The sequence below is a fragment of the Candidatus Nitrosotalea okcheonensis genome, assembly GCF_900177045.1.
Classification (GTDB): domain Archaea; phylum Thermoproteota; class Nitrososphaeria; order Nitrososphaerales; family Nitrosopumilaceae; genus Nitrosotalea; species Nitrosotalea okcheonensis.
In genome coordinates this window covers 1,012,398-1,037,403 of sequence record NZ_LT841358.1, presented here as the reverse complement: position 1 = coordinate 1,037,403, position 25,006 = coordinate 1,012,398, and the positions used below count along the sequence as shown (strand labels likewise).

At 37.5% G+C, this 25,006-nt stretch carries 29 protein-coding genes; 10 read left to right on the top strand and 19 right to left on the bottom strand.

Annotated features, from left to right (window positions below; all coding sequences use genetic code 11):
• A complete protein-coding gene (locus BQ3481_RS06130) occupies nucleotides 1–1,362 on the bottom strand; it encodes an aspartate ammonia-lyase (RefSeq protein WP_157927480.1) in 1,362 nt (453 codons plus the stop codon).
• 137 nt (nucleotides 1,363–1,499) lie between these two features.
• Here BQ3481_RS06130 and BQ3481_RS06125 point away from each other — a divergent pair, with 137 nt between their 5' ends.
• Both BQ3481_RS06125 and BQ3481_RS06120 read left to right on the top strand, forming a co-directional pair.
• Nucleotides 1,500–2,837, top strand: a complete 1,338-nt coding sequence (locus BQ3481_RS06125) for a multicopper oxidase domain-containing protein (RefSeq protein ID WP_157927479.1) — start codon at nucleotides 1,500–1,502, stop codon at nucleotides 2,835–2,837.
• Between the two features lie 340 nt (nucleotides 2,838–3,177).
• A complete protein-coding gene (locus tag BQ3481_RS06120) occupies nucleotides 3,178–4,110 on the top strand; it encodes a D-2-hydroxyacid dehydrogenase (RefSeq protein WP_157927478.1) in 933 nt (310 codons plus the stop codon).
• A 129-nt stretch (nucleotides 4,111–4,239) separates the two neighbouring features.
• Here the strand turns inward: BQ3481_RS06120 and BQ3481_RS06115 are convergent, their stop codons facing one another.
• Nucleotides 4,240–4,866 carry a hypothetical protein gene (locus tag BQ3481_RS06115; protein ID WP_157927477.1) on the bottom strand — a complete coding sequence of 209 codons (627 nt, stop codon included), beginning with the start codon at nucleotides 4,864–4,866 and terminating at the stop codon, nucleotides 4,240–4,242.
• Nucleotides 4,867–4,983: 117 nt separating this feature from the next.
• Between BQ3481_RS06115 and BQ3481_RS06110 the strand changes: the two genes are divergently transcribed.
• Complete coding sequence (locus BQ3481_RS06110) at nucleotides 4,984–5,442, top strand: 50S ribosomal protein L15e (protein ID WP_157927476.1); 459 nt, start codon at nucleotides 4,984–4,986, stop codon at nucleotides 5,440–5,442.
• 38 nt (nucleotides 5,443–5,480) lie between these two features.
• Nucleotides 5,481–5,936 (top strand): hypothetical protein, encoded by a 456-nt coding sequence (locus tag BQ3481_RS06105; RefSeq protein WP_157927475.1) that lies wholly within the window; start codon nucleotides 5,481–5,483, stop codon nucleotides 5,934–5,936.
• Here the strand turns inward: BQ3481_RS06105 and BQ3481_RS06100 are convergent.
• On the bottom strand, nucleotides 5,933–6,598 hold the full coding sequence (locus BQ3481_RS06100; protein ID WP_231911744.1) for a hypothetical protein: 666 nt from the start codon (nucleotides 6,596–6,598) through the stop codon (nucleotides 5,933–5,935). The genes BQ3481_RS06105 and BQ3481_RS06100 overlap by 4 nt on opposite strands.
• A 129-nt stretch (nucleotides 6,599–6,727) precedes the next feature.
• Here BQ3481_RS06100 and BQ3481_RS06095 point away from each other — a divergent pair, with 129 nt between their 5' ends.
• A complete protein-coding gene (locus tag BQ3481_RS06095) occupies nucleotides 6,728–6,940 on the top strand; it encodes a hypothetical protein (RefSeq protein ID WP_157927474.1) in 213 nt (70 codons plus the stop codon).
• Here BQ3481_RS06095 and BQ3481_RS06090 read toward each other — a convergent pair.
• Complete coding sequence (locus tag BQ3481_RS06090) at nucleotides 6,915–7,145, bottom strand: Lrp/AsnC ligand binding domain-containing protein (RefSeq protein ID WP_157927473.1); 231 nt, start codon at nucleotides 7,143–7,145, stop codon at nucleotides 6,915–6,917. The genes BQ3481_RS06095 and BQ3481_RS06090 overlap by 26 nt on opposite strands.
• Before the next feature lie 144 nt (nucleotides 7,146–7,289).
• Between BQ3481_RS06090 and BQ3481_RS06085 the strand changes: the two genes are divergently transcribed.
• The gene (locus tag BQ3481_RS06085; RefSeq protein WP_157927472.1) at nucleotides 7,290–7,553 is read left to right on the top strand and encodes a hypothetical protein; all 264 of its coding nucleotides are present in this window, start codon (nucleotides 7,290–7,292) and stop codon (nucleotides 7,551–7,553) included.
• A gap of 4 nt (nucleotides 7,554–7,557) precedes the next feature.
• On the opposite strand, the gene BQ3481_RS06080 is transcribed toward BQ3481_RS06085, so the two are convergent.
• Entirely contained in the window at nucleotides 7,558–9,048 is a 1,491-nt protein-coding gene (locus BQ3481_RS06080; RefSeq protein ID WP_157927471.1) for a thioredoxin-like domain-containing protein, read from the bottom strand.
• Between the two features lie 101 nt (nucleotides 9,049–9,149).
• Between BQ3481_RS06080 and BQ3481_RS06075 the strand changes: the two genes are divergently transcribed.
• Nucleotides 9,150–9,440: a C2H2-type zinc finger protein gene (locus BQ3481_RS06075; RefSeq protein ID WP_157927470.1), complete on the top strand. Its 291-nt coding sequence runs from the start codon at nucleotides 9,150–9,152 to the stop codon at nucleotides 9,438–9,440.
• 18 nt (nucleotides 9,441–9,458) lie between these two features.
• Here BQ3481_RS06075 and BQ3481_RS06070 read toward each other — a convergent pair whose 3' ends face one another.
• On the bottom strand, nucleotides 9,459–9,722 hold the full coding sequence (locus BQ3481_RS06070; RefSeq protein WP_157927469.1) for an Lrp/AsnC ligand binding domain-containing protein: 264 nt from the start codon (nucleotides 9,720–9,722) through the stop codon (nucleotides 9,459–9,461).
• Between the two features lie 52 nt (nucleotides 9,723–9,774).
• Between BQ3481_RS06070 and BQ3481_RS06065 the strand changes: the two genes are divergently transcribed.
• The 3 genes from BQ3481_RS06065 to BQ3481_RS06055 all read left to right on the top strand — a co-directional run bounded on the left by BQ3481_RS06065 (nucleotide 9,775) and on the right by BQ3481_RS06055 (nucleotide 12,013).
• Nucleotides 9,775–10,242 carry an SRPBCC family protein gene (locus tag BQ3481_RS06065; protein ID WP_157927468.1) on the top strand — a complete coding sequence of 156 codons (468 nt, stop codon included), beginning with the start codon at nucleotides 9,775–9,777 and terminating at the stop codon, nucleotides 10,240–10,242.
• Nucleotides 10,235–11,236 (top strand): transcription initiation factor IIB, encoded by a 1,002-nt coding sequence (locus BQ3481_RS06060; RefSeq protein ID WP_157927467.1) that lies wholly within the window; start codon nucleotides 10,235–10,237, stop codon nucleotides 11,234–11,236. The genes BQ3481_RS06065 and BQ3481_RS06060 overlap by 8 nt, the downstream gene beginning before the upstream one ends.
• 246 nt (nucleotides 11,237–11,482) lie before the next feature.
• Nucleotides 11,483–12,013, top strand: coding sequence for a ribbon-helix-helix domain-containing protein (locus BQ3481_RS06055; RefSeq protein WP_157927466.1), 531 nt, complete (start codon nucleotides 11,483–11,485; stop codon nucleotides 12,011–12,013).
• Nucleotides 12,014–12,022: 9 nt separating this feature from the next.
• On the opposite strand, the gene BQ3481_RS06050 is transcribed toward BQ3481_RS06055, so the two are convergent.
• From BQ3481_RS06050 to BQ3481_RS05990, 13 genes are all read right to left on the bottom strand, one after another.
• Nucleotides 12,023–12,733, bottom strand: a complete 711-nt coding sequence (locus BQ3481_RS06050; RefSeq protein WP_157927465.1) for a hypothetical protein — start codon at nucleotides 12,731–12,733, stop codon at nucleotides 12,023–12,025.
• Nucleotides 12,723–13,790 carry a hypothetical protein gene (locus BQ3481_RS06045; RefSeq protein WP_157927464.1) on the bottom strand — a complete coding sequence of 356 codons (1,068 nt, stop codon included), beginning with the start codon at nucleotides 13,788–13,790 and terminating at the stop codon, nucleotides 12,723–12,725. Before BQ3481_RS06045 ends, BQ3481_RS06050 begins: the two co-directional genes overlap by 11 nt.
• A 179-nt stretch (nucleotides 13,791–13,969) precedes the next feature.
• On the bottom strand, nucleotides 13,970–15,169 hold the full coding sequence (truD, locus tag BQ3481_RS06040; RefSeq protein WP_157927463.1) for a tRNA pseudouridine(13) synthase TruD: 1,200 nt from the start codon (nucleotides 15,167–15,169) through the stop codon (nucleotides 13,970–13,972).
• Between the two features lie 3 nt (nucleotides 15,170–15,172).
• Nucleotides 15,173–16,720, bottom strand: coding sequence for a virginiamycin B lyase family protein (locus tag BQ3481_RS06035; protein ID WP_157927462.1), 1,548 nt, complete (start codon nucleotides 16,718–16,720; stop codon nucleotides 15,173–15,175).
• Between the two features lie 67 nt (nucleotides 16,721–16,787).
• A complete protein-coding gene (locus tag BQ3481_RS06030; protein ID WP_157927461.1) occupies nucleotides 16,788–17,333 on the bottom strand; it encodes a hypothetical protein in 546 nt (181 codons plus the stop codon).
• A gap of 2 nt (nucleotides 17,334–17,335) precedes the next feature.
• The gene (locus BQ3481_RS06025; RefSeq protein ID WP_157927460.1) at nucleotides 17,336–18,724 is read right to left on the bottom strand and encodes an FtsZ/tubulin family protein; all 1,389 of its coding nucleotides are present in this window, start codon (nucleotides 18,722–18,724) and stop codon (nucleotides 17,336–17,338) included.
• A gap of 156 nt (nucleotides 18,725–18,880) precedes the next feature.
• A complete protein-coding gene (locus BQ3481_RS06020; RefSeq protein ID WP_157927459.1) occupies nucleotides 18,881–19,180 on the bottom strand; it encodes a hypothetical protein in 300 nt (99 codons plus the stop codon).
• A 1-nt stretch (nucleotide 19,181) separates the two neighbouring features.
• A complete protein-coding gene (locus BQ3481_RS06015; RefSeq protein WP_157927458.1) occupies nucleotides 19,182–19,991 on the bottom strand; it encodes a tetratricopeptide repeat protein in 810 nt (269 codons plus the stop codon).
• Between the two features lie 118 nt (nucleotides 19,992–20,109).
• The gene (locus BQ3481_RS06010) at nucleotides 20,110–21,393 is read right to left on the bottom strand and encodes a cation:proton antiporter (protein WP_157927457.1); all 1,284 of its coding nucleotides are present in this window, start codon (nucleotides 21,391–21,393) and stop codon (nucleotides 20,110–20,112) included.
• Nucleotides 21,394–21,451: 58 nt separating this feature from the next.
• Nucleotides 21,452–21,661 carry a hypothetical protein gene (locus BQ3481_RS06005; protein WP_157927456.1) on the bottom strand — a complete coding sequence of 70 codons (210 nt, stop codon included), beginning with the start codon at nucleotides 21,659–21,661 and terminating at the stop codon, nucleotides 21,452–21,454.
• Between the two features lie 76 nt (nucleotides 21,662–21,737).
• Nucleotides 21,738–24,224 (bottom strand): M1 family metallopeptidase, encoded by a 2,487-nt coding sequence (locus tag BQ3481_RS06000; protein WP_231911743.1) that lies wholly within the window; start codon nucleotides 24,222–24,224, stop codon nucleotides 21,738–21,740.
• A gap of 34 nt (nucleotides 24,225–24,258) precedes the next feature.
• Nucleotides 24,259–24,756, bottom strand: a complete 498-nt coding sequence (locus BQ3481_RS05995) for a YqaA family protein (protein WP_157927455.1) — start codon at nucleotides 24,754–24,756, stop codon at nucleotides 24,259–24,261.
• A gap of 15 nt (nucleotides 24,757–24,771) precedes the next feature.
• Nucleotides 24,772–25,005, bottom strand: a complete 234-nt coding sequence (locus tag BQ3481_RS05990) for a hypothetical protein (RefSeq protein ID WP_231911742.1) — start codon at nucleotides 25,003–25,005, stop codon at nucleotides 24,772–24,774.
• Nucleotide 25,006: the final 1 nt, after the last annotated feature.

The window sequence follows — 25,006 nt, the reverse complement described above, 5'->3', positions numbered from 1 at the left end:
TTATCTGAGTAGGGCCTTTACTTCTTTTTCAGTCAACAATCCCTTTGAGATCACTAATTGCCTGATGGTCTTTCCTGTCTTGAGAGATTCCTTGAATAAATCTGCAGAAACTTGATATCCAATCTTTGGAGTGAGAAGAGTTACTATGACTGGACTGTTTTCTATGTATTGGCTAAGCTTTGTCTTGTTTGCAGTTAGTCCATCGATTAAATTCCTTGAAAATATTGGAACAAAGTTTCTTAACATGTCCATGGAATCAAGGACTGATTTTAGCATTACAGGAAGCATCACATTGAGTTCAAACTGACCTGCTTGTGCTGCAAGTGCAACAGTGGAATCCTTTCCAATTATGTCAAAACATACCATGTTCATACATTCTGCAAGAGATGGGTTTACCTTGCCTGGCATGATTGAAGATCCTGCATGTACTGCAGGAATTCCAATCTCAGATAGACCTGCTACAGGTCCTGACGCCATTAGTCTAATATCATTTGATATTCTTCCAAGTTCTAGGGCCAGATTTCTCAGGGTAGATGAAACTCTTGCAATTGCAAATCTGCTCTCAAGTCCAAATTGCATGTCTTGTTCTGGTTTGAGTGGAAGTTTTGATATCTTACCAAGCTCTGCTATTGCAAATAATCTGTATCCCTTTGGCGTGTTTGCACCGGAGCCTACTGCGGTTCCTCCAAGCGCGACATGTTCTAGATCTTTTTTTGATTCAAAGATTGCATCACGAGCCTTTGCAATTGCTGTAGCATATGCTGCAAATTCACTTCCAAGAGTTACAGGAAGTGCATCCATCAAATGGGTCCTTCCAATTTTTTGATAACTTGAAAATTCTTTTGCTTTTTTTGTTAACGTCTTTACAAGCTCGTCAATTGCTGGTATTACTTGGTTTACATTAAATAAAATTGCGACATGCATTGCAGTTGGAAATGTATCGTTGCTTGACTGTGACATGTTTACATGATCATTTGGATGTATGACTTTGTAATCTCCTTTCTGCTCTCCAATCACTTCGAGTGCAATGTTTGCTATTACCTCATTCGTATTCATGTTGAATGCTGTTCCTGCACCAGAATTGATTGCCTCTACAACAAACTGATCAAGATATTTTCCTGACAGGACTTGATCACAGGCCTTAATTATTGCATTTCCTCTTTTGGTGTCAAGTGCTTTTACTTTCATGTTTGCAATTGCTGCCGATCTCTTGATCATGACAAATGCCATGATAAGATATGGATGGGATTTCTGTCCACTTACATGGTAATGTTTTATTGCTCTTGCTGTAAATGCTCCATAATATGCTTCTACTGGAATTTCCACCTTGCCCAAAGAATCAGAATCAGTTCTAAACTTCACGCCAAAACTACAATTAATTTTCCTAATATGCATTCGCATTTTTTAGAATTAAGAATGATTGGAAATAGCGAGATTCTGCGATTTTCTTAAGAAAATCCCCAATAAGTTAATATATTTAGATTTTATCATTCGAAACGATGAACAGACGATACAGTATGATGTCTATTGCCGCAGTAGTGGCAGTAGCAGGATTATTGTTCGCAAGCACATATTCACAGACTCAGATGACTGCATCAAGTCAGAGTGTACCTAGTGCACCGGCACAGGCCTCGATTAAGGCAGTCGATGACATGGGTGGTATCAAATTACAAATGCCAAATGCATTTGCACAGATACCGGTAGATCAAATTGCTAATTTGACTGCACAGGGACGTCATGTAGTAGATGTAAAGTTGGTAGCTCAAAGCACTACTTTGCCTATTATGGGCGGCGGAAAATATTACGCATTGACCTTTAACGGCCAAGTCCCAGGACCAACTGTAAGAGTTACACAAGGCGACATCGTCAGAGTAACTCTCACTGTACCATCGACTGAATCAACTCCACACTCCATAGATATGCACGCAGCTCAACTTAGTGCAACAAACTTTGGAGCTGTTAAGATTGGTCAATCCAACACTTATGCATTTATCGCTGAGACTCCTGGTGCATTCAAGTACCACTGTGAAGGAGTTAATCTTGCATCCATGGACCAACATGTATTGTCCGGCATGTACGGAGTATTAATCGTTGATCCATTGAATGGTTACAATCCATTGATAGTAGACAAGACCGCTACCCAAGGTGGTAAAGTCATAGTCGTACATCATAGGTATGAGGCTGCCGCAAAAGAATTTGTCTTACAGTACAACCAATTGTACTTGAACGCAGATGGCAGCTATGACCAAACAGCAATGTTCCTTCACAATACAACACAAACTGTTGTAAACGGAATGGCATTTGGTTATACACCCAACGCAGATATCAACAAGCTGATAAAGGGTGATCCAACAAAGAATGTCTTCCCAGTGCAACCTTGGAATGATCCATCGCTAAAACAGTATCAAGGACATCCATTATTTGTCGACCTTGACACACACTACAGACTCTTTGTAGTGAATCAAGGAAACATGCCAGTCTTCTTCCACATTGTAGGAGGACAACTTGCTCGTGTAGTGCAAGGCAACCATGTACAAGCTCAAGGAGTTCAGACTTGGTTGATTGGTGGCTCACAGGATGCAATCATTGATGCTGTCTTTGATAGTCCAGGTGCATATGTAGCAGTCAATCATGACTATGCAGCAATCTTTACAGGTGCGGCCACAGTATTTGTCGCAGGTGACCCATTCAACTTGGGATATCATCCAGGCGATATGCCAAACCCATCTGATGCAGTACCTCCAGTAGGTGTAGATTCTATTCCACAAAAGGAAATAGTTCACTGTCTATGTACTGACGATCAAGCAGCTGCAATTGCGAAATCACTGAGCGGGTAAATCCCCAAATCTTTCTCTTTTTGTTTTTAATTTAACAGTATACTCGTTATTCTGTATTGATCATGTTCAGCTGCTTGCAGTTGTCACACTTGTCTGAGTTAGATTAGATGAGAATTTTCATATGACTTTCAACTCTGGTGGGATTTGAGTTAGAGATATGACAGTACAACCAATTATGATGTTCCAGATTATTTTATTGAATAACATATTGTCTTGGCCCAGTAGAATATTAACTGCATAATCTCCAAGAGATCTAGGTTATCTTATTTTTTCCATATAATTTGATAACAAAAAAATTATCTTGGCAATGATTATATGCTGTTACTGGTGGTTTTCTTTCATGTCTATGGACCAATCTGTTTTGATCTGTGATCAGGTGGCGCCAATTCTAAATGATATATTACAAAAAAATGGATTAAAAATAACATACGAACCAGAAATTACACCAGATCAAATAAAAGAGAAAATTTCTAATTTTGATATAGTTATAGTAAGAAGCAGGACAAAGATAACAAAAGAAATGATTGATCGTACTACCAAGTGCAAAATAATTGCACGTGTGGGAGTAGGCCTTGATAATATTGACGTTGAGGCTGCCAAGACAAAAGGCATACGGGTTATCAACGCAGTAGAGGGTGCAATGAATGCGGTTGCAGAACTTGTTTTGGGATTGATGCTTTCAATGGCAAGAGAAATACCTAGAGCAGACAGAGAGATACGAAATGGCAAGTGGCTCAAAAAAGAACTCATGGGAAGTGAGCTCTCTGGAAAATATCTTGGCATAGTTGGTTTGGGAAATATTGGAAAAAGACTTGCGAAACTTGCAAGGGGGTTGAATATGAATATTATTGGATTTGATGTGATGCCAATTGCAGACGATTTTGCACGTGATGTAGGGTTGATTAAAGCGGATATTGATACTCTGCTCTCAAGTGCAGATTATGTTTCGTTTCATGTTCCGCTCACTGATGCTACCAATCACTTGGTAAACGCTAAAAGAATCTCTACTATGAAAAAGACGGCATACATAATAAACACATCAAGGGGTGAGATCATTGACGAAAATGCATTGTATGACGCGCTCAAAGATGGCAGGATTGCAGGTGCTGCACTTGATGTATTTGAAAAAGAACCCGCAGTTGGAAATAAACTGACATTACTTCCAAATATTATATGCACCCCGCATATTGGTGCTCAGACAAAAGAAGCGCAGACCCTTGCAGCAAATGTGATAGGAGAAAAAATAATCATGATTCTTCGCGGTGTTATATAGTTAATCAAGCCAGGATTATTGACGACCTTATTTTTGATTTAATCTAACCTTTTACTTGTGCTACTACAACGCTAGTAACTATTGTAATTGTATACTCTACCAGATCACAAATCAATTAAAAAGTAAAACCTAGACTTGGATGATTCCTTTTTGAATTAGATATTCTATTGACATGCCAAATTCATTGTCTGAGATGGAATCATTTGACCACCATTTGACATTATTCTTGAACCATTGTGGTACGTATGTTTGATTTGTAGGGTTGTAATTTGGAACATTGAGTATGTTGTTGTTTATCAGTTCACGAATTACTCCTGCATACATCTTGTCAGTAGGAGATCCTTGTTCCAATGTCTTTACAAGTGATTTGAATTCAATCGGTATGACGATTTTGCCAGTGTCTATTAGATCAAAAGAAACACTGGCAGTAGAGTTGGAATATTTCGCATCAATGCGGTAAGTTCCGGGATTGAAGGTTGTCTTGTAAAAGGGAAATGGTGAGGTTATCGTATTGTTTAATTTGTATATTGGCAAGTTAATCGGTGCGCTTGTCTTGTTTGAACTGTCGGTGATATGTATAGTTATACTGTTGCTGACAAGTTCTGAAACCTGCACGTTGATTGAAAGCAAGTCTCCATATTCATAAACATGCTTGCTTGTAGATATCACAAGCGAGGGAACTGCAAAACTATACTGTGTACCAAGTACTAATGCCCCAATCATGGCAAATATCAAAATATGTCTTGACCATTTCATAAAAACTAAGAAAAATTAATTTCATAAATAGGCTTCTCTAACATTTGATTTATTTTGTAAGCAAAACCCTGTCTAATTTTCTAACAGAATATAAAGGGTAAATCTGTAGTGCCGAGTATGCCTAGCCAACAGGATCAAATCTGGATCAAGATGTGGAAAGAAAATTCTCCAGAGCTTAGGGCAAAGGCCATACAATGGAGAAAAGAAAACGCTCTAGTACGTGTGGATAGACCAAGCAGAATCCAAAGGGCACGAAGATTAGGATACAAGGCAAAACAGGGAATTGTTGTAGTAAGAATGCGTGTAGGTAAGGGCAACATGCGCAAGAAGAGGCCAGTTGCAGGAAGAAGACCAAAACACTTGGGTGTACTTCGAATCAAGCCTGCTCTTAGCATGCAAAGAGTTGCAGAGCGTAGAGTGTTGGAGCGATTTCCTAACATGGATCTTCTCGGTTCATACTATGTCCATCAAGATGGTTTGTATCTTTGGTACGAAGTAATACTTGCAGATATTTCCCATCCCAGAATTATAAAAGACAAAGAAATTCGCGGCAAACTTGCTACTCTGAAAAATTGAGATCTCAAATTTTCTTATCATGTATGATTTTACTAGGTATGTTAACAGTACCAGCTTTTGCACAAATCTCGGTTCCAAAAAGCCTTGATCACCCTGGTATCAAATGGGACTGGAAGATAAAAGCAGAAAATTACACCTTTGATGTTATTACAGTATCAAACTATGAAATGCAAAATGTAACCTTTAACGAGATGAACAAGGAACTTGTTTTTCTTGGCAACAGTACACATGATGGAAACATTGCTGAAATTCAGATACCAACCAATCTGATAGGTGGAAAACTAACAGTAACACAAGATGGAAAGCCAGTCTCTTCCATAGTGATTCCTGGAACTGACAGCTCCACAGTAATGCTGAAATTCAATCAGACTGGTACTACAAATACAAGTATCATTGGAACAACATATCTTCCAGAATTTTCAAATGTCGCTTTGCTTGTAATGGTATTGTCTATTTCAATGGTCTTGTTAATACCTAGGATTAAAAAATTCTAAAATCCATTGTTATAGTCTTCCCACATGTTTGCTCTTGTTGTAAGCTTGTTCATCTGATAAAATATTCCGCCAACAATACCTGCTTGGTAAAATGCGTATAGGTAAACTTGAGAATGTGTTGGGTCTGAGTGGGTAAAGGTAAGAGCAAGCATGGAAAAGAAGATGTATGTCCCAACAAATGTAAATATTTTGCTAAATATTCCCTCCATCCCAACTATTCTCCTTGTTGCAGCTGCCATTATTGTTATGCTTGATACTATCAAAAATGTCAGCCCTCCATTTGTCTGAATAAATTCTGTTGCCCATGGAATCAAGCCGTCTGTAAAGATTGACTTGTGTGATGGTTGTACGCCCCCATGAAGTGCAAAAGAGACTGCCGTAAAAATTGCCCCCATCATGAATAAAAACAAGAATACCTTGAAGAATGCTCGTTTTAATGGGCTGCGGGATTCTGAAGGATGCATTACCCTGTCAGTCATTTTAAGGCCATATAGAAAACCAATTCCAAAGGATGGTGCAAACATCAAGTCCATAATTAAAGGACTCTGTCTTATCATTCTGTCAATATCTGGTCCCAATGTGAGATATGAGACTAGAGCTAGTGCCGCTGCTCCTAAAAATATTGCAATATCTATTGAACTTCTGTTCTTCTTTAGATCCAATAGGTCTACTCCCCAATCATCCAACTTGATATTGCTGTAAAATTGTGAATTAAAGAAGGAAATAAAAAGGATTTTGCCTTTCTTATCAACTCATTTTGCCTTTTATTTGGGACTTGTCCATCTTGTATTATGAAAGCAAAAATTATACTCATGGCTATTGGCATTGTAGTTTTTGCATTTGGAATAATCTTCTACCTTCAAGGAAATTCCATGGTTGGCCCTACTTCATCGTTCATGTATTCAAATCCGAAATGGATTGTAAACGGTCAATGGATTGCCGTTGGTGGTGCATTGATCTTGGCTGCAGGTCTTGGAATCAGCTTACGACGCCCAAAGTCATAGTGGATCTGACCCTAGCTAATTGACGAATCTTTTTTGTAATTAGGCTGTCCATCTGGGATTCAGTATCGGTTTCAGCTTCTACTACGATGTCGTAATCACCGTATACTACCTTTGCATCCTTTACTTTGTCTATTTTCTTCAATTTTTCAACAATTTCGTTTTCGGAACCAAGCTCGCAACCGATCAAAACGTATGCTTTTTCCATACTATGTTAAATTGTGATACAAGCTTAAATCCTTATTCCATGCCTTTGGTGTCTTTCTTCCCAAGCTATATCATGGCTCAACTTGGATTTTCCGCCAATTGGTATTAGCCATGGAATTAAATGGCAGTCTTGAAATGCTATTTCATGGGATTGTTTGGAAAATCAAAGCCACGAGATGATACCATTGAACAAATGAGGGTATTGCTTGATAACTTTCAGTTTGCCGACTTGCAGATTTTTTGTACTGAAATACTTGGAACCACGCCGGCAATGGATCAGGAACATCTGTCAAGTATAGAACTGCTTGATTTTATATGGGATCAATATCATAAGGGAAAAATACAATTTTCTCAGATAAAGGAATTTGCACTAAAATATGAAATAGTTGCAGAAAGCTTTTTTGAATAAATTTCTAAATTTGTATATCTAATGTCTCTAGAATATTTGTCATGAGATCATAAACTCGTATTATGTGGTTATTTGTATCTGCAATGTACAGCTTGTCTTGATACCATTTGACATCACTTGGCTCGTATAGTTCTAGTGTGTCGCAACTTGGATCATCCAGTCTACATGTTGTGCTCATGCCCTGCTTTCCAATTAATGTCATGACTGAATCATTCTTTTGATCAATTACTCTAATTGAAGAATTGTAAGTATCTGCAACAAATATTTTGTTTGTAGTTACACACAATCCTAATGAGTGTTGGAATAATGATTCACTGATTTTGCCATCTTTGTATCCAAATGCAAATAGTCCATGACCTGCAATGGTTCTGACATACTGCGTCTTGAGATCTATTTCCCGGACTGATGATGTTTCACTATCTACAAAGTATATCGTGTCATCATGAATGAAAATTCCACTTGGCTGTGCAAGATGTGCTTGCATCCTGTTGCCGTCTATGATGTCTTCTTGACCGTTCCCTGCAAAAGGCTTTGTCAAATCTGTATTGATATCATATACCCATATCTGATGATTTCCTGCCATTGCAATAAAGACCAAGTCATCTTTTACTGCAACATCCCATGGGGATGAAATTGAAACTTCTTTTCCTCTACCACCTGATGATCTCCATGGACCTTGTTTACCTGTTCCAACAAGTGTAGTAACGTGATTGTTTTGCAGGTCTATTTTTCGTAACGCATGATTTTCTGTGTCTGCAACAAAGATGAAATCATCTTTCCATACCACTCCCTGGGGTCTGAAAAATGCAGCATCTGTAAATTTGCCATCTTCTAGTCCTATCTTTCCACTACCAATGATGTGCAATACTTTGCCTGAAAGATCTGTTACAATGACTCTATTATGATTCGAGTCTGATATGGCAATCATGTCTTTTGATACTGATATCTTGCCTGGAAAAGATAATGTTGCACTACTCTTTTTGATAGTTTTCGCAATCTTGATTGGTTCTCTTGCCAGCGTGTGAGATCTTTCATGCTTTTCTAAAATGACATCAATCGTATCTTCTATCATCTCTTTTTGACCCTCTCCCGACTGTCTGTACACTAGGATCCCATTGGGATCAATTATGGCAATTGTAGGCCAGCCATTGATTCCAAACTTGTTCCAGACGGCCATTTTCTCGTCTACTAGTACTGGATGTGATATCTCATACCTTGCTACTGCCTGTTCAATATTTTTCCTGTCTTGCTCATTGAAGAATTTTGCAGAATGTACTCCTATGAATACAACTGGCATGTCGCTGTATTTTTTTTCAAGCTCTGCAAGTATGGGTAATGTGTGCATACAATTTATGCAACAATAGGTCCAAAAGTCTAATACTATCACATGGCCCCTGAGTTTTTCAAGTGAAAGCGGTTCTTTTGTGTTGACCCAATTAAATTCCGGGGGAAATTCTGGTGCCTTGGTAACTTTGGAAAATATGTTGTCAAACATGAATATACAAATTTAAGATTTTGATTATTTAACAGCTCTTCAATACTAATGCCATTCTTAATGCGATAATTTTATTAATCTACCACATCTTTTCGTTAACATTGGATCTTTTTAAAAAGAAATTCAAATGTGAACAATGTGATGCCAAGTTTACAGTTTATGATGATCTGATAAAACACGCCCGTCATGATCATCACCATGACATTGTCAAATGTGACACATGTGGAAAAGAGTTTATCCATGAACAGGATAGGCTTCACCATTCAAGGGAGGAACACCAGAAGAAAATGGAGGGACGCATTCACAAAAGTGAACACAAACATGAAAACAAGTCCCCTTCTCCGCAAGATGAAGTTGATGCTCACACAAGAAATTTTGGAGATAATCTATAAATCCCATGACGTAAATGTTTATTCTGACTGGAGCATAAGTATGCTAGTAACTGGTCCCAGGCCTAGAATTTTTGAACGTACCGTCTCGTTTAACTCTCTCTCTGTCATGGTTTGAATTTTTACTATCACGTCATATACGCCATGTGTTGCTTGTACTTCTTTGACACCATGTAATTTCTGTAGGGATTTGACTATTTGTTGTTCTTTTCCAAGATGACAGTTTATGAGAACAAATGTTTCTTGCAAGTCTTTATCTTTGTAATCATTGTATTTGAATGACATAGATTGCAGTGTGTACTAACTAGACTTTAACTCAAGTTTGCTATACTGATGCATGATTCACATTGTATCAAAAATAATGATAAATTCATCTGCTAAAAAAGTCTGGAGTGTAATATCTGCAATTGAAAGGGATCCATATTTTTGGAAAGGTCTTGAAAGAGTACGGAATACATCACATGGTAGAAATGTGTTTACTCGGGAGGTGACATTGAGTAATTCTGATAAATGCTATCAAAAAGTCACTCTCTTTCCTATCGAAGGCATTCATATCAAATGGACTAGAGGATCAATAATTGGTATAAAAGACATTTTGATAACGCAAATCGGGAATCAAACCCTTTTGGAAGTTGAGATGAACTATGAGATACAAGGAATTGCACAACTTCGTTCCAGACGTATTTCAGAGGAATTACAAAATGAATCTGAACTGGCATTACAGTTGATAAAAGAAGACATTGAACAAATTGAACCCTTTCAAATAAAAGACAGAAAACAATGGGTGGATTTGATTCGTGAGTAAACACAAACAAATACTGGTAAAACCAGTACTAGACGTTTCTACAAACAGTTCGCAGAAAATAAACGAATTGTTTCCAAAATGTACTACGCCTAATTGTAAAGGATGGCCAATAGTGACTGATAATGTTTCAGGTGAGATCCTTTGTGGTTCCTGCGGACTAGTTTTAGAAGAAAAATCTCTAGAAACTATTTCGCCATATGCATATGATTCGACTGATTATCTGGCAAAAAAAAATTCTGGAATGGGTATCTCTCTGACAATGTTCGATATGAACATGACAACCATAATCTCAGACAGGGATAGCCTAGGAAATTCTCTTTCCAGAACCGCCAAGAATGATTTTCATCGCCTGAAAATGCTGAACACAAGGAGTATTACTTCTAGAAATAAAACACTACGGGCTGCCCTTTTATTTCTAAATATGTTACAGATGAAACTGGGAATGCCAGATTCTGTGACAGAAAATTCTGCTCATCTGTACAGAAAGGCAATGCGCTCCAGAATGACTGTTGGACGAAAGTCAAAAAATCTAATGTGTGCATGCGTTTATGCATCTTGTAAACAAGGCGGAATCCCTAGATCTATTCTTGAAATATCTCTTACAAGTAACGTAGGAAAAAAAGAAATTGCAAGAACTTATCGAAGCCTGATTGAAAAATTTGATCTATCTATAATTCCTTTTAGCTCTAAAGAATTTTTAGCAAGAATTGCAAATGAAGCACAAATTAGTGAAAAATCAAAAAGAAGGGCCTTGGAAATAATCTCTACAGCTGAGGAAACCGGTCTTGCACGTGGTAAACATCCAAAAGCATTAGCTGCAGCATCGCTCTATTTGGCATGCATTCTAAATACAGAACAAAAGACGCAAGCAGAGATAACTAAGGCCTCGGGTGTTACCTCTACTACAATACGTGCAAGATATAATGATCTAAAAAAATTATGTATAGAGTCAGAAGATAAAGATAATTTGCAAAAAACTTGGCAAAATAAATGACAAGAAATATGTTTTTCATGTATTCTCGGGTATGAAAATTCCTAGAGTTGAAAAAATTGTGATCATGACAGTCATTGCAGTTCATGCCGACATTTCATCTTATGATCTTGGGATGATTTACATGATATAATACGACAAATTATTTTACTAAAAACACAGTTAACATTGTTATGTCAGATTTACAGCGCGCTTTATACGACAAATTGGTACAAATCTTAAAAGCTCAGTAACATATACTAAAAGGAGTTGAGCTCAAGTAAAAAAACATCCACAATCACATTTCGTCTTGATGAAAATACCATCAAAAGATTACGTAACGAGTCTGGGCATAGGCAAGTAAGTACTAATACGCTTGTAAATCAGGCGCTGAAACAGTTTCTGGATTGGGGCATGTACGAGTCCACAGTTGGATTTGTAATAATAAACAAACAGGTTTTTGTCCACGTTTTTAACAAATTTGACGAAAAAGAAATAGTTGATGTTGCCACTAGTGTTGGCAAAGATGAGGTAAAAAACATGGCATTATTTATGAACGGCAGGATTGACATCAGGTCCTTTTTGGCGTGGTTTGAATTACGAATGATAAACTCGGCAGTTCAAGTAAGCCATATTCATGAAGATGATGGATTTCACAAATATGTCATGAAACATGAATTGGGAAAAAACTGGTCTGTATACCACAAGACAATTCTTGAATTAATATTTGAGGAAGTCTTTAATAAAAAAATTGACATAAACATTGACAAGACAATGATCTCGTTTGAATTCTTTGAATGAAAGATAGTTTTAGCCATTGACAAACTTGGCTTCATATACTTTTTTTGCATATTGTATTGATATGGAATCTAAATGCTCTGTCACTGCAAGACCTCTCAAACTGAATACACCATTCTCAAATTGAGATATTAATTCCGATGGCATATCTACTACTGCCTTGTACACACTGCCATATTCGGTAGGACAAGTGACTGTTAGATGCATTCCATCTGAAACACCTAGGCAATTACTGTATGTGTACTTGGCATTAGTACTAGGATGCTGTGTATCTACATGTTGTGTATCTACACGATGGGTATCTACACTAGGTGTTTCCTTGATTGACTCGATCACACCTGAATGTTCTGAAGGAATAATCATTTGGATCTGAGATGATCTAGAACTTGAAAAAGACTCTGTATTGCTCATGCCTAACATGCCCAGAATCATAATTGCTACAATTAGTCCTGAAATAACAAGTATATTTCTGTAATTCTTGTTGCGAGGATTCTTTTTTGGATTTTTTAGTTTTGTATATCTGTCATAACTCTGGATTGTAGTAACTGTTCTTTGTGCATTATCTATTTTGCATGGTTCAAGATGTATGTGATGAGAATGAAATTCTGCGATAGTTTTTTCGCTGCATGTTAGGCATATTTTTTGTATAGCCTTCCTGCACTCCGTACATGCAGACCATTTGATGAGGTCTCCTCCACATGTTCTGCATGATTTATCTGGCATTTACTTTACTCCTGTATATTTTTACAAATATGACAACACCTGCCATTATCGTAGCAGCTATAACTGATAATGCCGTTATGATGTTATTCCAAAGGGGGTTATTTTGAGCAGGTTGAAATGTGGAATTGCTTTGTATGGGTTTGATCATAGAAGTATTTTGACTGTCTTGCAGTGACACATTGTCCTGCTCTCTAATCGTATTGGTATTGACATGTGGCTGAATTTCTGACTGTGATGCATTTTGATCTATAGTGTTTTTTTGTATAGTGTTTGTAGGACTAACTGTAGAATTTTGATATGTTGGCAATCCATAATCAGGGCCTGATGTGCCCATCTGGTGTGGCAGTTTACCTATGACTGCAAGCGCTTGCCTTATTTGTTCATCAGTCCAGCTACGCGCCTTGAGTTCTGCATAAAACCGAGCCTGACTAATAGTTCCGTTCTGATATTCTTTTAAAATGGTATCACCATTATCTGCGATTGGTACACCAGATGGAGGTATTCCGGGCGTAACTAGGAATGGAATAATATTTGTAGTATAATTTTGTTCAGAATCACTTTCAAGTACCCACCCAAGTTTGATTTGATACATACCTACAGGTTCATCTTTTGTGTTACAGAGGGTGGAAAACCTCTCCAATATCTTTCCATTTGATGTTACATCACACACTGAATTTTCAAAACCATTGAGAAAGACGGGCTTTGAATTGTTTATGCTGGGCAATGAAAATGTGATGACTCTGTCAGCAAAATCGTGATTTATTGCATCGTCATGTGTATATATTGGGAAACAGTCTTGCCCTCCACAATTACTTGTCAGAGTAGTGCCAAAAGACTGTGAAAATGGAAGATAAATGTAAAGATCAGGATATGGATAACTTGTTTTTGATATGTCTGGAATGTGGGACACAGTGATAGTTATCTTGGTTCCAGGAGGTCCAGAATTTGGAGATATTGTAACATATGGACTGCCAAGTGTACCAAGATCTGATGCCCATACCACATTGCCTAATGGTACAATTGCAATAAATATCAAAAATAATATTATTTTTCTCAATTATGAACAACGCTAAAATTCATAATTAATAAGACTTGAGTTGAATTTGTCAGTGAAATCTGCTATTGTATAATTCTAGATAATTGTTCTATGAAATATATTTTTAAATTTTGAAAAAATAGATGCTGATCAATGATATTTTTTCTAAAAACACGTGGCACTGTTTTCTAAGGCCTTGATTAAAACCCAGCAGCTATTGGGTCTGATGGCTTGATTATCTCACGTAATAGTGTAGTTGCATATGATCCTCTTGAGAGGGTAAACTCAACATATGGTTCCTTTATTGCAAAATCATTACATGATATGATGGCCTGTCTGAACCCTCCCTCCGTACTTGCTTCCTGCATCTCTTTTACAAAAAACTCTTTTGGAGTTATCTGCTGTTCTACAAGTATTTGTGATATGAAACTGTCAAATCGATTCTTTTTTGAGTACGAGTAACCTACAAGCGGAATTGCTAATCTCTGCTTTGGATCATTTTCGTATCTTCCAAGGTTATCGTCTTTATCAAAACATACATCCCCTTGTTGTGGCTGTATCATGTTCTCTCCAAACTCATATGCTCTTGACATTGTTTGGTTGTACACAAATGACTGGAATGCCTCAACAAAAAACCTCCGTAACTGTATTGGTATTGCACGAAGCGCCTTGAGTGGATTATCATGGCTTATCATTTCACTTAATACGATTCTTTCAATGTCCATTTGTGGAGGAACCTGGTCAAAGACTTTGGCATAATTTGACTTGTCCTTGAGCATTTCACGTACCTTGTTATTGTGTACCAAATCATATTCTGAAGTAAAGGAAAGCAAAGTCTCCACCGCATAATCAAAATTTTTTTGCAAAATGGCTTTTCCTATTATGTGAGATACTGGTCTCTTGCTTCCAAATCTTTGGTATCCAAAAAAATTTAGAATCTTGTCATGGTCTGTAAATTGAGCAACTTTTACAAAATCTGCATTTTCTATTTTTATTTTGAAATGGTTTCCAACCATGTCTTTTTTTGTAAGGGGTTTTTGAACAAGACCGATTTTCTCAAGTGTGTATCTATTTGTAATTAATGTATCTGCAGATCTTCCTGTTGTCATATCGCATACATACTGCTCAGTTGTAGCATTTGCATCCTTGAGGCCAAGAGCTTTGAGTCTCAAACCATATTTCGTAAAAATATCTGATAGTGCATGGTTTGTGTCTATGCCCTGTTTTTTTAGCTTGTATATTGCATAACTTCCTGACGATGAAATCTTGTCAAGTACCTTGTCTCGCAATATTTCAGAGACGAAAAACTGCTCTGGAGATGATTTGATCTTACCTCCCGTACCCTCTGTCTTGGTACAATAAGTAGAAATTCCAATCAGTTTGTCTAGGTTAGGAACCACTTCTTACTCTAATGTCACGCTGATGTACTTTGATACCGTGATATCTTGATACCTTGCACCTATCAAGACATTATACGTTCCTGGCGTGGCAAAATTGTCCGCTGATATTCTGACCTTGACGGTCTGCGGTGTATCAACTGTGATGCTAGTCTGTTGTGGTTTAACTGAGATGGTTTGAGGTCCAGCGGTATTTGCTGTAATTATGGACACCGGAGAACTGAGCTGCTCTTGTGGGTTGATGTTAAACGATACTGTTGCATTTTGTCCATGATGTATGATGATTGAAGCATCAGATGTAGTTACATTGATTGGAAGCGCAACACTAGGATCCAAAACTCCAATGTTGTTTTCAACCCATTCTGTAAACCATACCTTGTTGTGATTTACTGTAAAGTCCAGTAACTGGGCCACTCCGCAGTCTGGTATGGTTCCACAATCTGACCAATTGGGATTTTTGGATGGGATTACATATTCTACAAGGGATTGGGCTGATGGATCATATGCTCCCAAACTGTTCGCAACTTGTTCGTTGAACCATAACCTTCCATTGTCATCAAAATGATCCCAGTATGGTCTTGATATTGGCGTCTTGATTAATCCTGATGCATTACCATATGCCGATACTGGCGGTGGGGAAGTTGTATGCTTTGTAAATTTTTTACTTATTGGATCAAAATCAAAAAAGTAACTGCTTGCAGTGTCCATTATCCATAACTTTCCTGAGGAGTCAATTGTTATTCCATTTGGTGCTTGAATATCTTGGGGCAAAGTATACTGGGTAAAGTTACCTGTTTTTTGGTCATAGCTTACAAGATTTCCTCCCTGTTGATATATCCAAGTTGTATACCATATTTTTCCTGAAGAATCCGTGACCATTGAACTTGTAAAGTTGTTATTGCCAGGGGATGGAATGGTGGTCATGCCTATGTCTGGACCTATATGATCTGTGGAAAATACTCCAATCTGTCTTCCAGTAAAGTCATTGATGTAAGCATTTTTACCATCAATTAGTAACATTTGTGGGAAAGATCCACCTGACGAATTGCTCTTTGGAAATACAAACCTCTGATAGCTCTTGTCTATTGGATTGAATTTCCAGACCAAGCTGTGTTGCGAGTCTGTAATCCATATGTTTCCATCTTGTGCAATGCCAAGTCCCCACATCATGGATTTTTCTCCACTTTGCCACTGTGGATTGGCAAATTCTTGGAATGATTTTGAAGATGGATCAAACTTGCCCAAGTTTCCTGTGTTTGATTCTGTGAACCAAACGCTGCCAGACGAGTCTACTACTATTGCAAGCGGCTGGGTACATGCTGTGGGTATCTTAAATTCTGTTATGTACTTGTTTGATTTGGCTGGACCTGTCTGACAAAATGTTGGCCTGTCCTTGTCTTTGTAATTATCTGCTGGTGTACCAGTGATTGTTCTATCTGTGGTACTAACCCGGTTTGCGACCCGGCCGCCTCCTAGGAATGCAACACTTACTGTGGAAACTATGAAAATTGCCATAAATGATAATGCAAGAAGCTTTTTGGTATTTTTATTCATAAAATCTTGGCTGTTTTTACCTTGTTATATTTTATACGTAAAATCGTACGAGTATGGTTCTTAGACGTTATTTTCTCTTGATTGATAAGGTTTTCTGAACTTCATTTATACTACTCAGAAATTTCTGTTTGGCTTCATATTCATCTGTTACCTTGATTGTTATTTCTGAGGCTGCGAACATTACGTCCTTGACAAGTATTGGTGGAGATAGTCCCAAAAGTTCGCCTAGTATAGCAAGTATGTTATTAAAAACTGCGTTATTTTTGTAGTGAAAGACAGTGTTACCATCTGCAATCTTTGGGTTTGGTTCTAGAGGAATGACAAGGTCATGTGAAGTAAACTCTGTTATGAATGATGCAATATCTTCTTTTACTTTTGTACTGAGATCATCTTTTTGTGCAATTAACTTCTCTTTTGCCTTTTCCAAATCTACTGATGCATCATAGTAGTCTTGACCTATCATTTTTGCAAATGTAGACTCTGTTGGACTCTTCAGGGGAATCTCATGAATTCTAAAATTCACTGTTGCAAGCTCGTCCTCAGTATCTTTTAGCTGTGACCTATTTTCTCTGATGCGTGATGCAACCTGCTCTAGAAAGGCAAAGTCAGCCATTTCTAGCTAAACTCATGGACTACGTCCATAAGGCTTGCCTTGAATTCTTCAGTAGACAATCCCCACTTGCCATATTCGTCTTTGAATGCATCCCATGAAGCTTCTGCTTCACTTGCAATCTCTAAGATCTTTGTTCCGATTGCCTTTGTATTGACAAGTATTGTAACATTTGCCTGCTCCGTTTCTAGAATTGGGATCTTGATAAATATCATTCTTGATTCCTCAATGTGGAATCTATCTTTTATGATGTTCTTTAGTACATCTCTTTCTTTTGCTTCAAAATCTCCTTTTACTTTTACAAGCACACAACAGGAATCCTTTGGTCCTCCCTTGTCTCTTATGTCGTTTTCATCAATATCAAACAGTACTGCATCTTCTTTCTTGTTGATGTGTTCTACAATTCCCTCCATTGTATTGTGTTTGGTACTTGTCATCAGATCAGAACTCCACTGTCTCTCTTCAGGAATAACTGGAATTACCCAAGTAACTGCAAATCTTGGTCTCTTTGTTGCAAGCCATGTCCTATAGTTCGACATGTCCCATTCTGTCTCTCTTGCAAAAGATGCTATAAACATAGAAATTGCATTTGCTGCAATCAAATTCATTCCTCTATAGTCCTTCCAACCTACCTCGTGTTCCTTTGGAAGGTCGTCTATTATGGAAGATATTTTTTCCAACCTCTTTTCATGTTTTTGTGCAAGCTCTCTTAGTCTTTTATTTGAAAATAATATGGAACAATCACTGTATTTTATCTGGTGTTCAAGATTCATTACTATGTTAATTGCAGATGCCTCTAGAATTACAGGATCCCATCCAAATTCTGGCAATAATCCAAATGATGCAATTGTAGCATGCTCTTTTGTGTCTTTTTTGATATATTGCATAAACGCACTTGCAAATGAAGCACCTGTGCCCCCTCCCATTGCAAATGGAATTGTGAAACCTCTTACTGGTTCTGGGGAAAGGCTTGCAAGCTGTTTTTGCATGTCATATTTTGTACTTACTTCTTTGATGAATCTAGTACGGCCCTCTGCCCAGTTTCTGGCAGCACCGCCTGCACCTGAAATTACATGCTTGTCTCTTAGGGCAAACAGGTCTGGATATGACTGTAAAATTAAATTGGCAGCTCTTGGATCTAGATCAATTAAAAGCGCTCTTGGGATGAGTGGAATTTCATTTCCACCATAAGCGTTTGGAAATCGTAAAATTGTACTTCCATATCTTTTGAGTATGCGGGACTCGTCCTTTTCGCCCTTTAATGTTGGTTTTAGTGGATCTGCTCCAACATCAATCAATAGTCTTCTATATGCTTCTGCACCCAGGCCAATTCCGCAATGACCAAAACATGTCATTATAACCGGCGCTGGTGGTAGTGGGGCAAATTTTGACAAATCTAATCACTGTTTGAAACTAGAACTTGTCTCTTTAATGGTATAGTCCAAGATTGTACAGTCCATGCTTGATTGTTATAGACATGATGTTGTTTTTGTTCCACTTTTAATCCTAGAAATAAGCTAATCTTTTTGAATTTAAGATTTAGGAATGATTTATTCTTCTTCTGTCAGGGCTTGTTTGAGTACACGAAATTCTTCTATTGATATCTGTCCTTCTGCAAGTCTAATTCGTAGAAGCTCCACAGATGTATCTTTTTTGGGTTGGGCTGTAACTTGAGGCTGCTCTATTTCTGTACTGTTGTGAGACTCTACCAAATCCTGGATGTATCTATAGTCTGACATAACAATTGGCTCATCGTTTTTTATAATCTCCATTATTTCTCGTAATCTCTTTGGATTTCCCCTGCCCGATGCGAGCAGACCCTTGATTGTTTTTAGCATATCTTCTGACATTTTATTTCACTATTGTCTTAAACCTGGGATCCCCTTTTATCTTATCGAATGCCGAGTCTTTGATAGCCCAATTCTTTATGGTTTTGCCGTAATGGGATATTGCCTGTGCAAGAAGAACAAGGGCATCATCATTTTGTCCCATTTGTGCTTTACTTCGCGCCTTTGCATAAATTATTGTACCGTTTTTTGGAAACTCTTTTAGTATTTTATCAAAGATTGTGATTGCCTCCTCATGTCTGCCCATCTCTGATAGCTCCGTAGCCTTGTAGAATGTTGCCTCGTTATTTTCTGGCTCCCTTTCTAAAATTTTATTAAAGTATGATAATGCATCTTCATGTTTTTTTTGTTTGCCAAGTACCAATCCCTTGTAGTGCATTGCTTGCATGTTTTCAGGTTCTTTATCAAGTACCTTGTTCAGACAATCTATGGCAGCATCATATTTTTCAAGTCTAATTGACGCAATTCCTTTGTTATATAGTGCTGGGATGTATCCTGAATCGTTTACTAACGCCTTGTCATAATACATAACTGCTTTTTCAAACTGTTGCAACTCTGCAAAATGGTTCCCTAGATTGTTTAGTGCGTCTACGTGGTTGGGATCGTATTCAATTATTTTTTCAAAGCATGATACTGCATCCTTGTTTTTCTTTAGTTTCAAAAGAGACATTCCTTTGTTGTATAACGCATCTACATTTTTTGAGTCTTGTTTTAACGCCTTGTCAAAAAATGATACTGCATCTTTGTGCCTTTCAAGCTTGGCATAGCTTATACCCTCTAGAACCGTTTTTTCAATCTGACTTTTTTCACTCATTTGTATACACTAGAAAATATCCAAGGTGTCTTGTTTAATGTTTTTTGATGAAATTAATATGTGCGGGTAGATTTATTGGTCTTTGAGACAAATAACTTCTCTTATGACTATACTGGAGTCATTTACTTGCTGGTTCTTGCATTGATTCAGGAAATGCCTTTTTGATGTATCTTGAAAGGACTGGATACTGGATTATCAGAGAAGCCAATACTACTCCAAATGTGATCGTTTTTAGTATCTCTTTTACATTGCTTTCAGGAAGGGTTGCAACTAGTGCCACTGAAAGTGCACCTCTCATACCGCCAATCATGACGACATGTCTCCATGTACCAAATGTCTTTTCTTTTGTAAATCTATGTGTCACGGCAAGTATTGGATATGTGGATGCAGCTCTTGCCGCTAATACGATTATGACCGCAAGCGCAATTAGAGGAAGATTTTGTCCTATTCGAACAATGTCCATACTCAATCCCAGATACAAAAATGCAACAGAGTTTGCAAAAAACGCAATCATCTCCCAAAAGTTAGTTGTGTATGCTCTTACCTTCTCACTTATGATATGGGATTTTCTCATGATTATACCAAACCATAGTCCTGCAGCAGCTGCTGCAACCAGACCTGAAAGACCAAGTGAATTTGCGATTACAACTGCACCAAAAAGAACTGCTACTGAAAGTGCTGTCTCCGAAAATGGCTCTTCTAGTAATCGGTGTAAAAATTGCGAACCTACTGCAAGGCCAATTCCTATGCCAATGCCTCCAAAAAATACTAAAGTAAAATGTCCTATTGTTTCTAAAATATTGACATTAATTTCTGTTGAAGTGCTTGGCGAAAGTAATGATCCTTGTGCTATTGATACTGCCATGATTGAAGAAAATATGATTGCACCAGCTGCGTCATTAAAACTAGCCTCTGATTCCATCAGTGTTGCAAGTTGGACTGGAACCTTCATCCTCTTGAAAACCTCAATTACTATTGCTGCATCTGTTGGAGCAATTAACGCAGCAAATGCAAAAGCAACAATTGTTGGAAGTCCTGCAACATATGAGAGTAAAAGTCCCCCAACTATGGTAGCAACTCCAACTCCTACTGTGGATAATAATAGCGCCGACACCCTGATAGTTTTAAACTGTTCACGATCTATTCTCATCATTGCTTCAAAAATTAGAGGTGGGATTACAAAGTACAGGATTAGTTTTGGATCTACCTTGAATCCTGAAACGTTTGGAATTCCATGACCTGTAAAATCTACGATTGATATTGAAATTCCAATTCCAACCAGAATCATGGTATAAGGAATTCTTACCTTTGTTGCAATCAGAGAAGCAAGAAATATTGTCAAAAGAAATACCGGAATGACATATTCACTTGATAAAATGTGACCTAGACTTGACTCTACCATCTTTAGACATTTGGTGTTAAATTATAAAAATCGTTGCTCAGTATGATGCAATTTCTGATTATTTTCGCCTGTCCATCATTTTTTGTCTATTCTTTCGTATAATACGAAATCCCAAAAATATCCCAAGTGATATATTCACCATCCCAAGTGCAGTCAAAATAAAGTTTGGTTTGGTAAATACAATCAGTCCCATAAATATGCCCCAAAATCCTGCAATGAAAAACATGACTGTGATAATTCCTAACCTGCGATTGGAGGGATTGCTCATTAGCGATTTTGTTTTTATGACACTATTAAACATTGAGCGAATTGTATTCTAAATTATAACAATATGAGAAACATGTCTAGGAAAATTCTTTTCTTATACTCTGAACTAATCTTGCATTAATTCTTATCCTCTCCAAGGTCTGTGCAAGCTTCATCTCGGTTCCCGGAACATGATGTTTTGCAAAAAAGTTTTTGATCTCTTTTTCTTTTGCAAAATCAGATTCAATTGAAACACTACCAATTATTCTGTTAAGAAGTGGGTTTCCTACTCCGAATCTTGATACAATTCCTTTCCAGTTTTGTTTTATCCATGGCAAGACGAGTTCCTTGCCTTGTGGATTTGTAACCATTCTTGCAATTGGCTGAAATAGGTTTTGTGTTCTTACCTCTTTTGTAAGAGTAAACGAGAGCGTCTTTGATAATAATTTTCTATCCTGAAAGTTTGCAAGTGAACTAAGCAGTCTTACCATTTCTTCCTGTGTTTGTGCCTTGCGATACAAACCCAGCATTTTTTGATATGTAGACGAGTCTCCTGTCCATGCTATCACTGAATATATCGGGCCGCGAAGATCTGGATTTAGCTTTCCAGTCTTTGACAAGTTGGCAAATCTTGATCTTGCTTCTGTAACTATGTCTTGATCCTCCAGTCTTCCAAGTGAGCTGATTACCTGTGCACGCAAAAGTGCACTTGTTGACTTTTCTTCGTTGGCTGGATCCCATCCAAGTTTCGCAAATACCTTGTTAAAAAAATCAAGGTTGAATTTTTTTATCTCATCCCAAAATTCTTCTTTTGATAGTAATATGTAGAAAAAGTTCAGGCTAGATATTATGTCTGACAATACCACATAGTCATCCTCGTCTTCATAATGTCTCACACCGTCAAGATACTCTCTGAATGATATCTGATTTGATATGCAGAGTGCAAAGAGATCATGGTGAATACTCCAGCGGTCCACATTCGATATTGTTTTTTCTTCAACTTGCTTTGCTAGCGCATAAAGGGAGTCTTTGTCATATTTTACTCGATAAAATCCCTTTTGACCGTCATTTACCTTAAACCAGTCTTCCTTGTAGGGAATTGTAATAGGCCTCTTCATTAGTTTGGTAGTTACCTTGTCTCCAGTTCTAACAGAGAGTGGAATGATCCAGTTTCCTTGCTTTGCTTTACCATTGTTTTCCAAAAGGAATCTGCTCTGAGATAATCTCAATTTTGAGTCCTTTGTTTTGGCTTCAATTACTGGATATCCTACTTGTCTTACCCATGTGTTCATCATCTGTCGTACTGGTTGTTTTGATATTGATCCAAGCGAGTTCCAAAGATCTTCTGTTGTAGCATTTGCATATTCGTGTTTTTTCAGGTATCCGTACAATCCTTTTCTAAAATTGTCGTCTCCAATAAAGTTCTCTAGCATCATAAGTACACAACCTCCCTTGTTGTAACTAATCTCATCAAATATTTGTCGCACATCCGCGGGGCTTTTTACTGGCACATCAATCGGGTGTGATGATTTTAGAGAATCAAGACTCAAACCTCCTGTCATTTCTGAAATGAGGAACTGGTCCCAAAAATCCCACTCGGGATATAATGCATCGACTGCCTTTGTTGCCATGAATGTGGCAAAACTTTCATTGAGCCATAGATCATTCCACCATTTCATTGTAACCAAGTTGCCAAACCACTGATGTGCTATCTCATGTGCAATTACCTCAGCAATGTGTTGTTTTGTTTCAGTAGATGATGTCTTTGGATCATAAAGCAATATGGTCTCTCTGAATGTGATTGCACCCCAGTTTTCCATTGCACCTGACGCAAAATCAGGTATTGCAATCATATCGAGCTTGGGTAGTGGATATGCAATCTTGAAGTATTTTTCAAAATACGACAAGAATTGTTTTGTAAATTCTAATGAAAGTTTTCCTTGCTGTTTCTTTCCATGCGTGGTTATTACCCTGATCAGAGTCTTACCAGACTTGGTTGAAATGGACTCAAATTCTCCAACTGCAAGATAGAGAAGGTATGTGGACATGACTGGTGTAGTGTCAAACTTGTACAGGATCTTTTGATCTTCTATTTTTTTTGATATTATCGGCATATTTGATATTGCAGTGTGATGCCTGTCAACTAAAAGTGAGACATCAAATGTTGCCTTGGCTTCTGGCTCGTCCCAGCATGGAAATGCTCTTCGCGCGTCGGCTGCCTCAAACTGAGTGGTTGCAAGGTGTCTTTCTTTTCCTTTGTACTTGTACTTGCTTCTGTAAAACCCAACAAGCTTGTCATTTAACTGTCCTATGAAATCAATTGAAAGTACTGCCTTGCCAGATATTCTTCGAGAAAACGCAAGTGTAAGTTCCTCTGTTTTTTCATCAAGTCTTATCTTTGGTTTAATCTCTATTCCATTCCAAAATATCTTACATTGTTTTATCTCAAGTTCTGCAGCATGCAACACAATTTTGTTTGTGGGTTTTGATATCATAATTGATATTTTTTCTTTTCCTATGAATGTAAATTTCTTAAAGTCAGGCTCAAACTCTAGATTATAATTTATTGGAAAGACAGCCTTCACAAGATTTTGTTCTAATATACACGTAATATACTTTCTAATGCAGAATTTGGACTAGCCACTGTATGAAATGCACTCCGAAAAATACGATTGCAACTGCTTTTACTGTCTTACCTGTTGTCATTGCAATGGAATATTTCACAATATTGTATTTCTTTGTTCCAGCGACTATTGATACGACATCACCAAGTATGGGAATCCATGGGGACAAAAAAATTATTGTAAACCAACCGTATTTTGTCATTATGTTGATGCTTTTTTGTTCATATTTTTCTTCTGGAGTCTTTCTAAGTTTTTTTAACAGCCTTCCGTTGTATCCGATATAATACGCAATATAGCCACCAATTGTAGAGCCAACTACCAACACCACAAATACATCAAATACATTTGCTTTACCCAACAACAAAGCTGAGATGGTAATCTCTGTTGGAATTGGAATAAAACTTGAAAACATTCCATTGAAAAAAAGTCCCAACAAACCATATTTTATGAATATTGTATTATGAACTATGGCATGTATGATCTCATATAACATTGCCTAAACTTCTTTCTAGCTCATTTTAAATGAATTGCCATATTTTACATCATGATCATAAATTGCATTACCTATTTTTTTAAGAAGTTTTGTTTTGGATTTCTGTGCTTTCTTATCATGGCTGTAATCTTTTTTTTCTATCAAATCGTGCAGGCGTTCAAGATCTGCCCTTGATAATGCATTGATTCCTCTTGCAAATATGATATCTAAGAGTTGAAGTCTTTCGAGATCATCGTTGTTGTCTTGCACA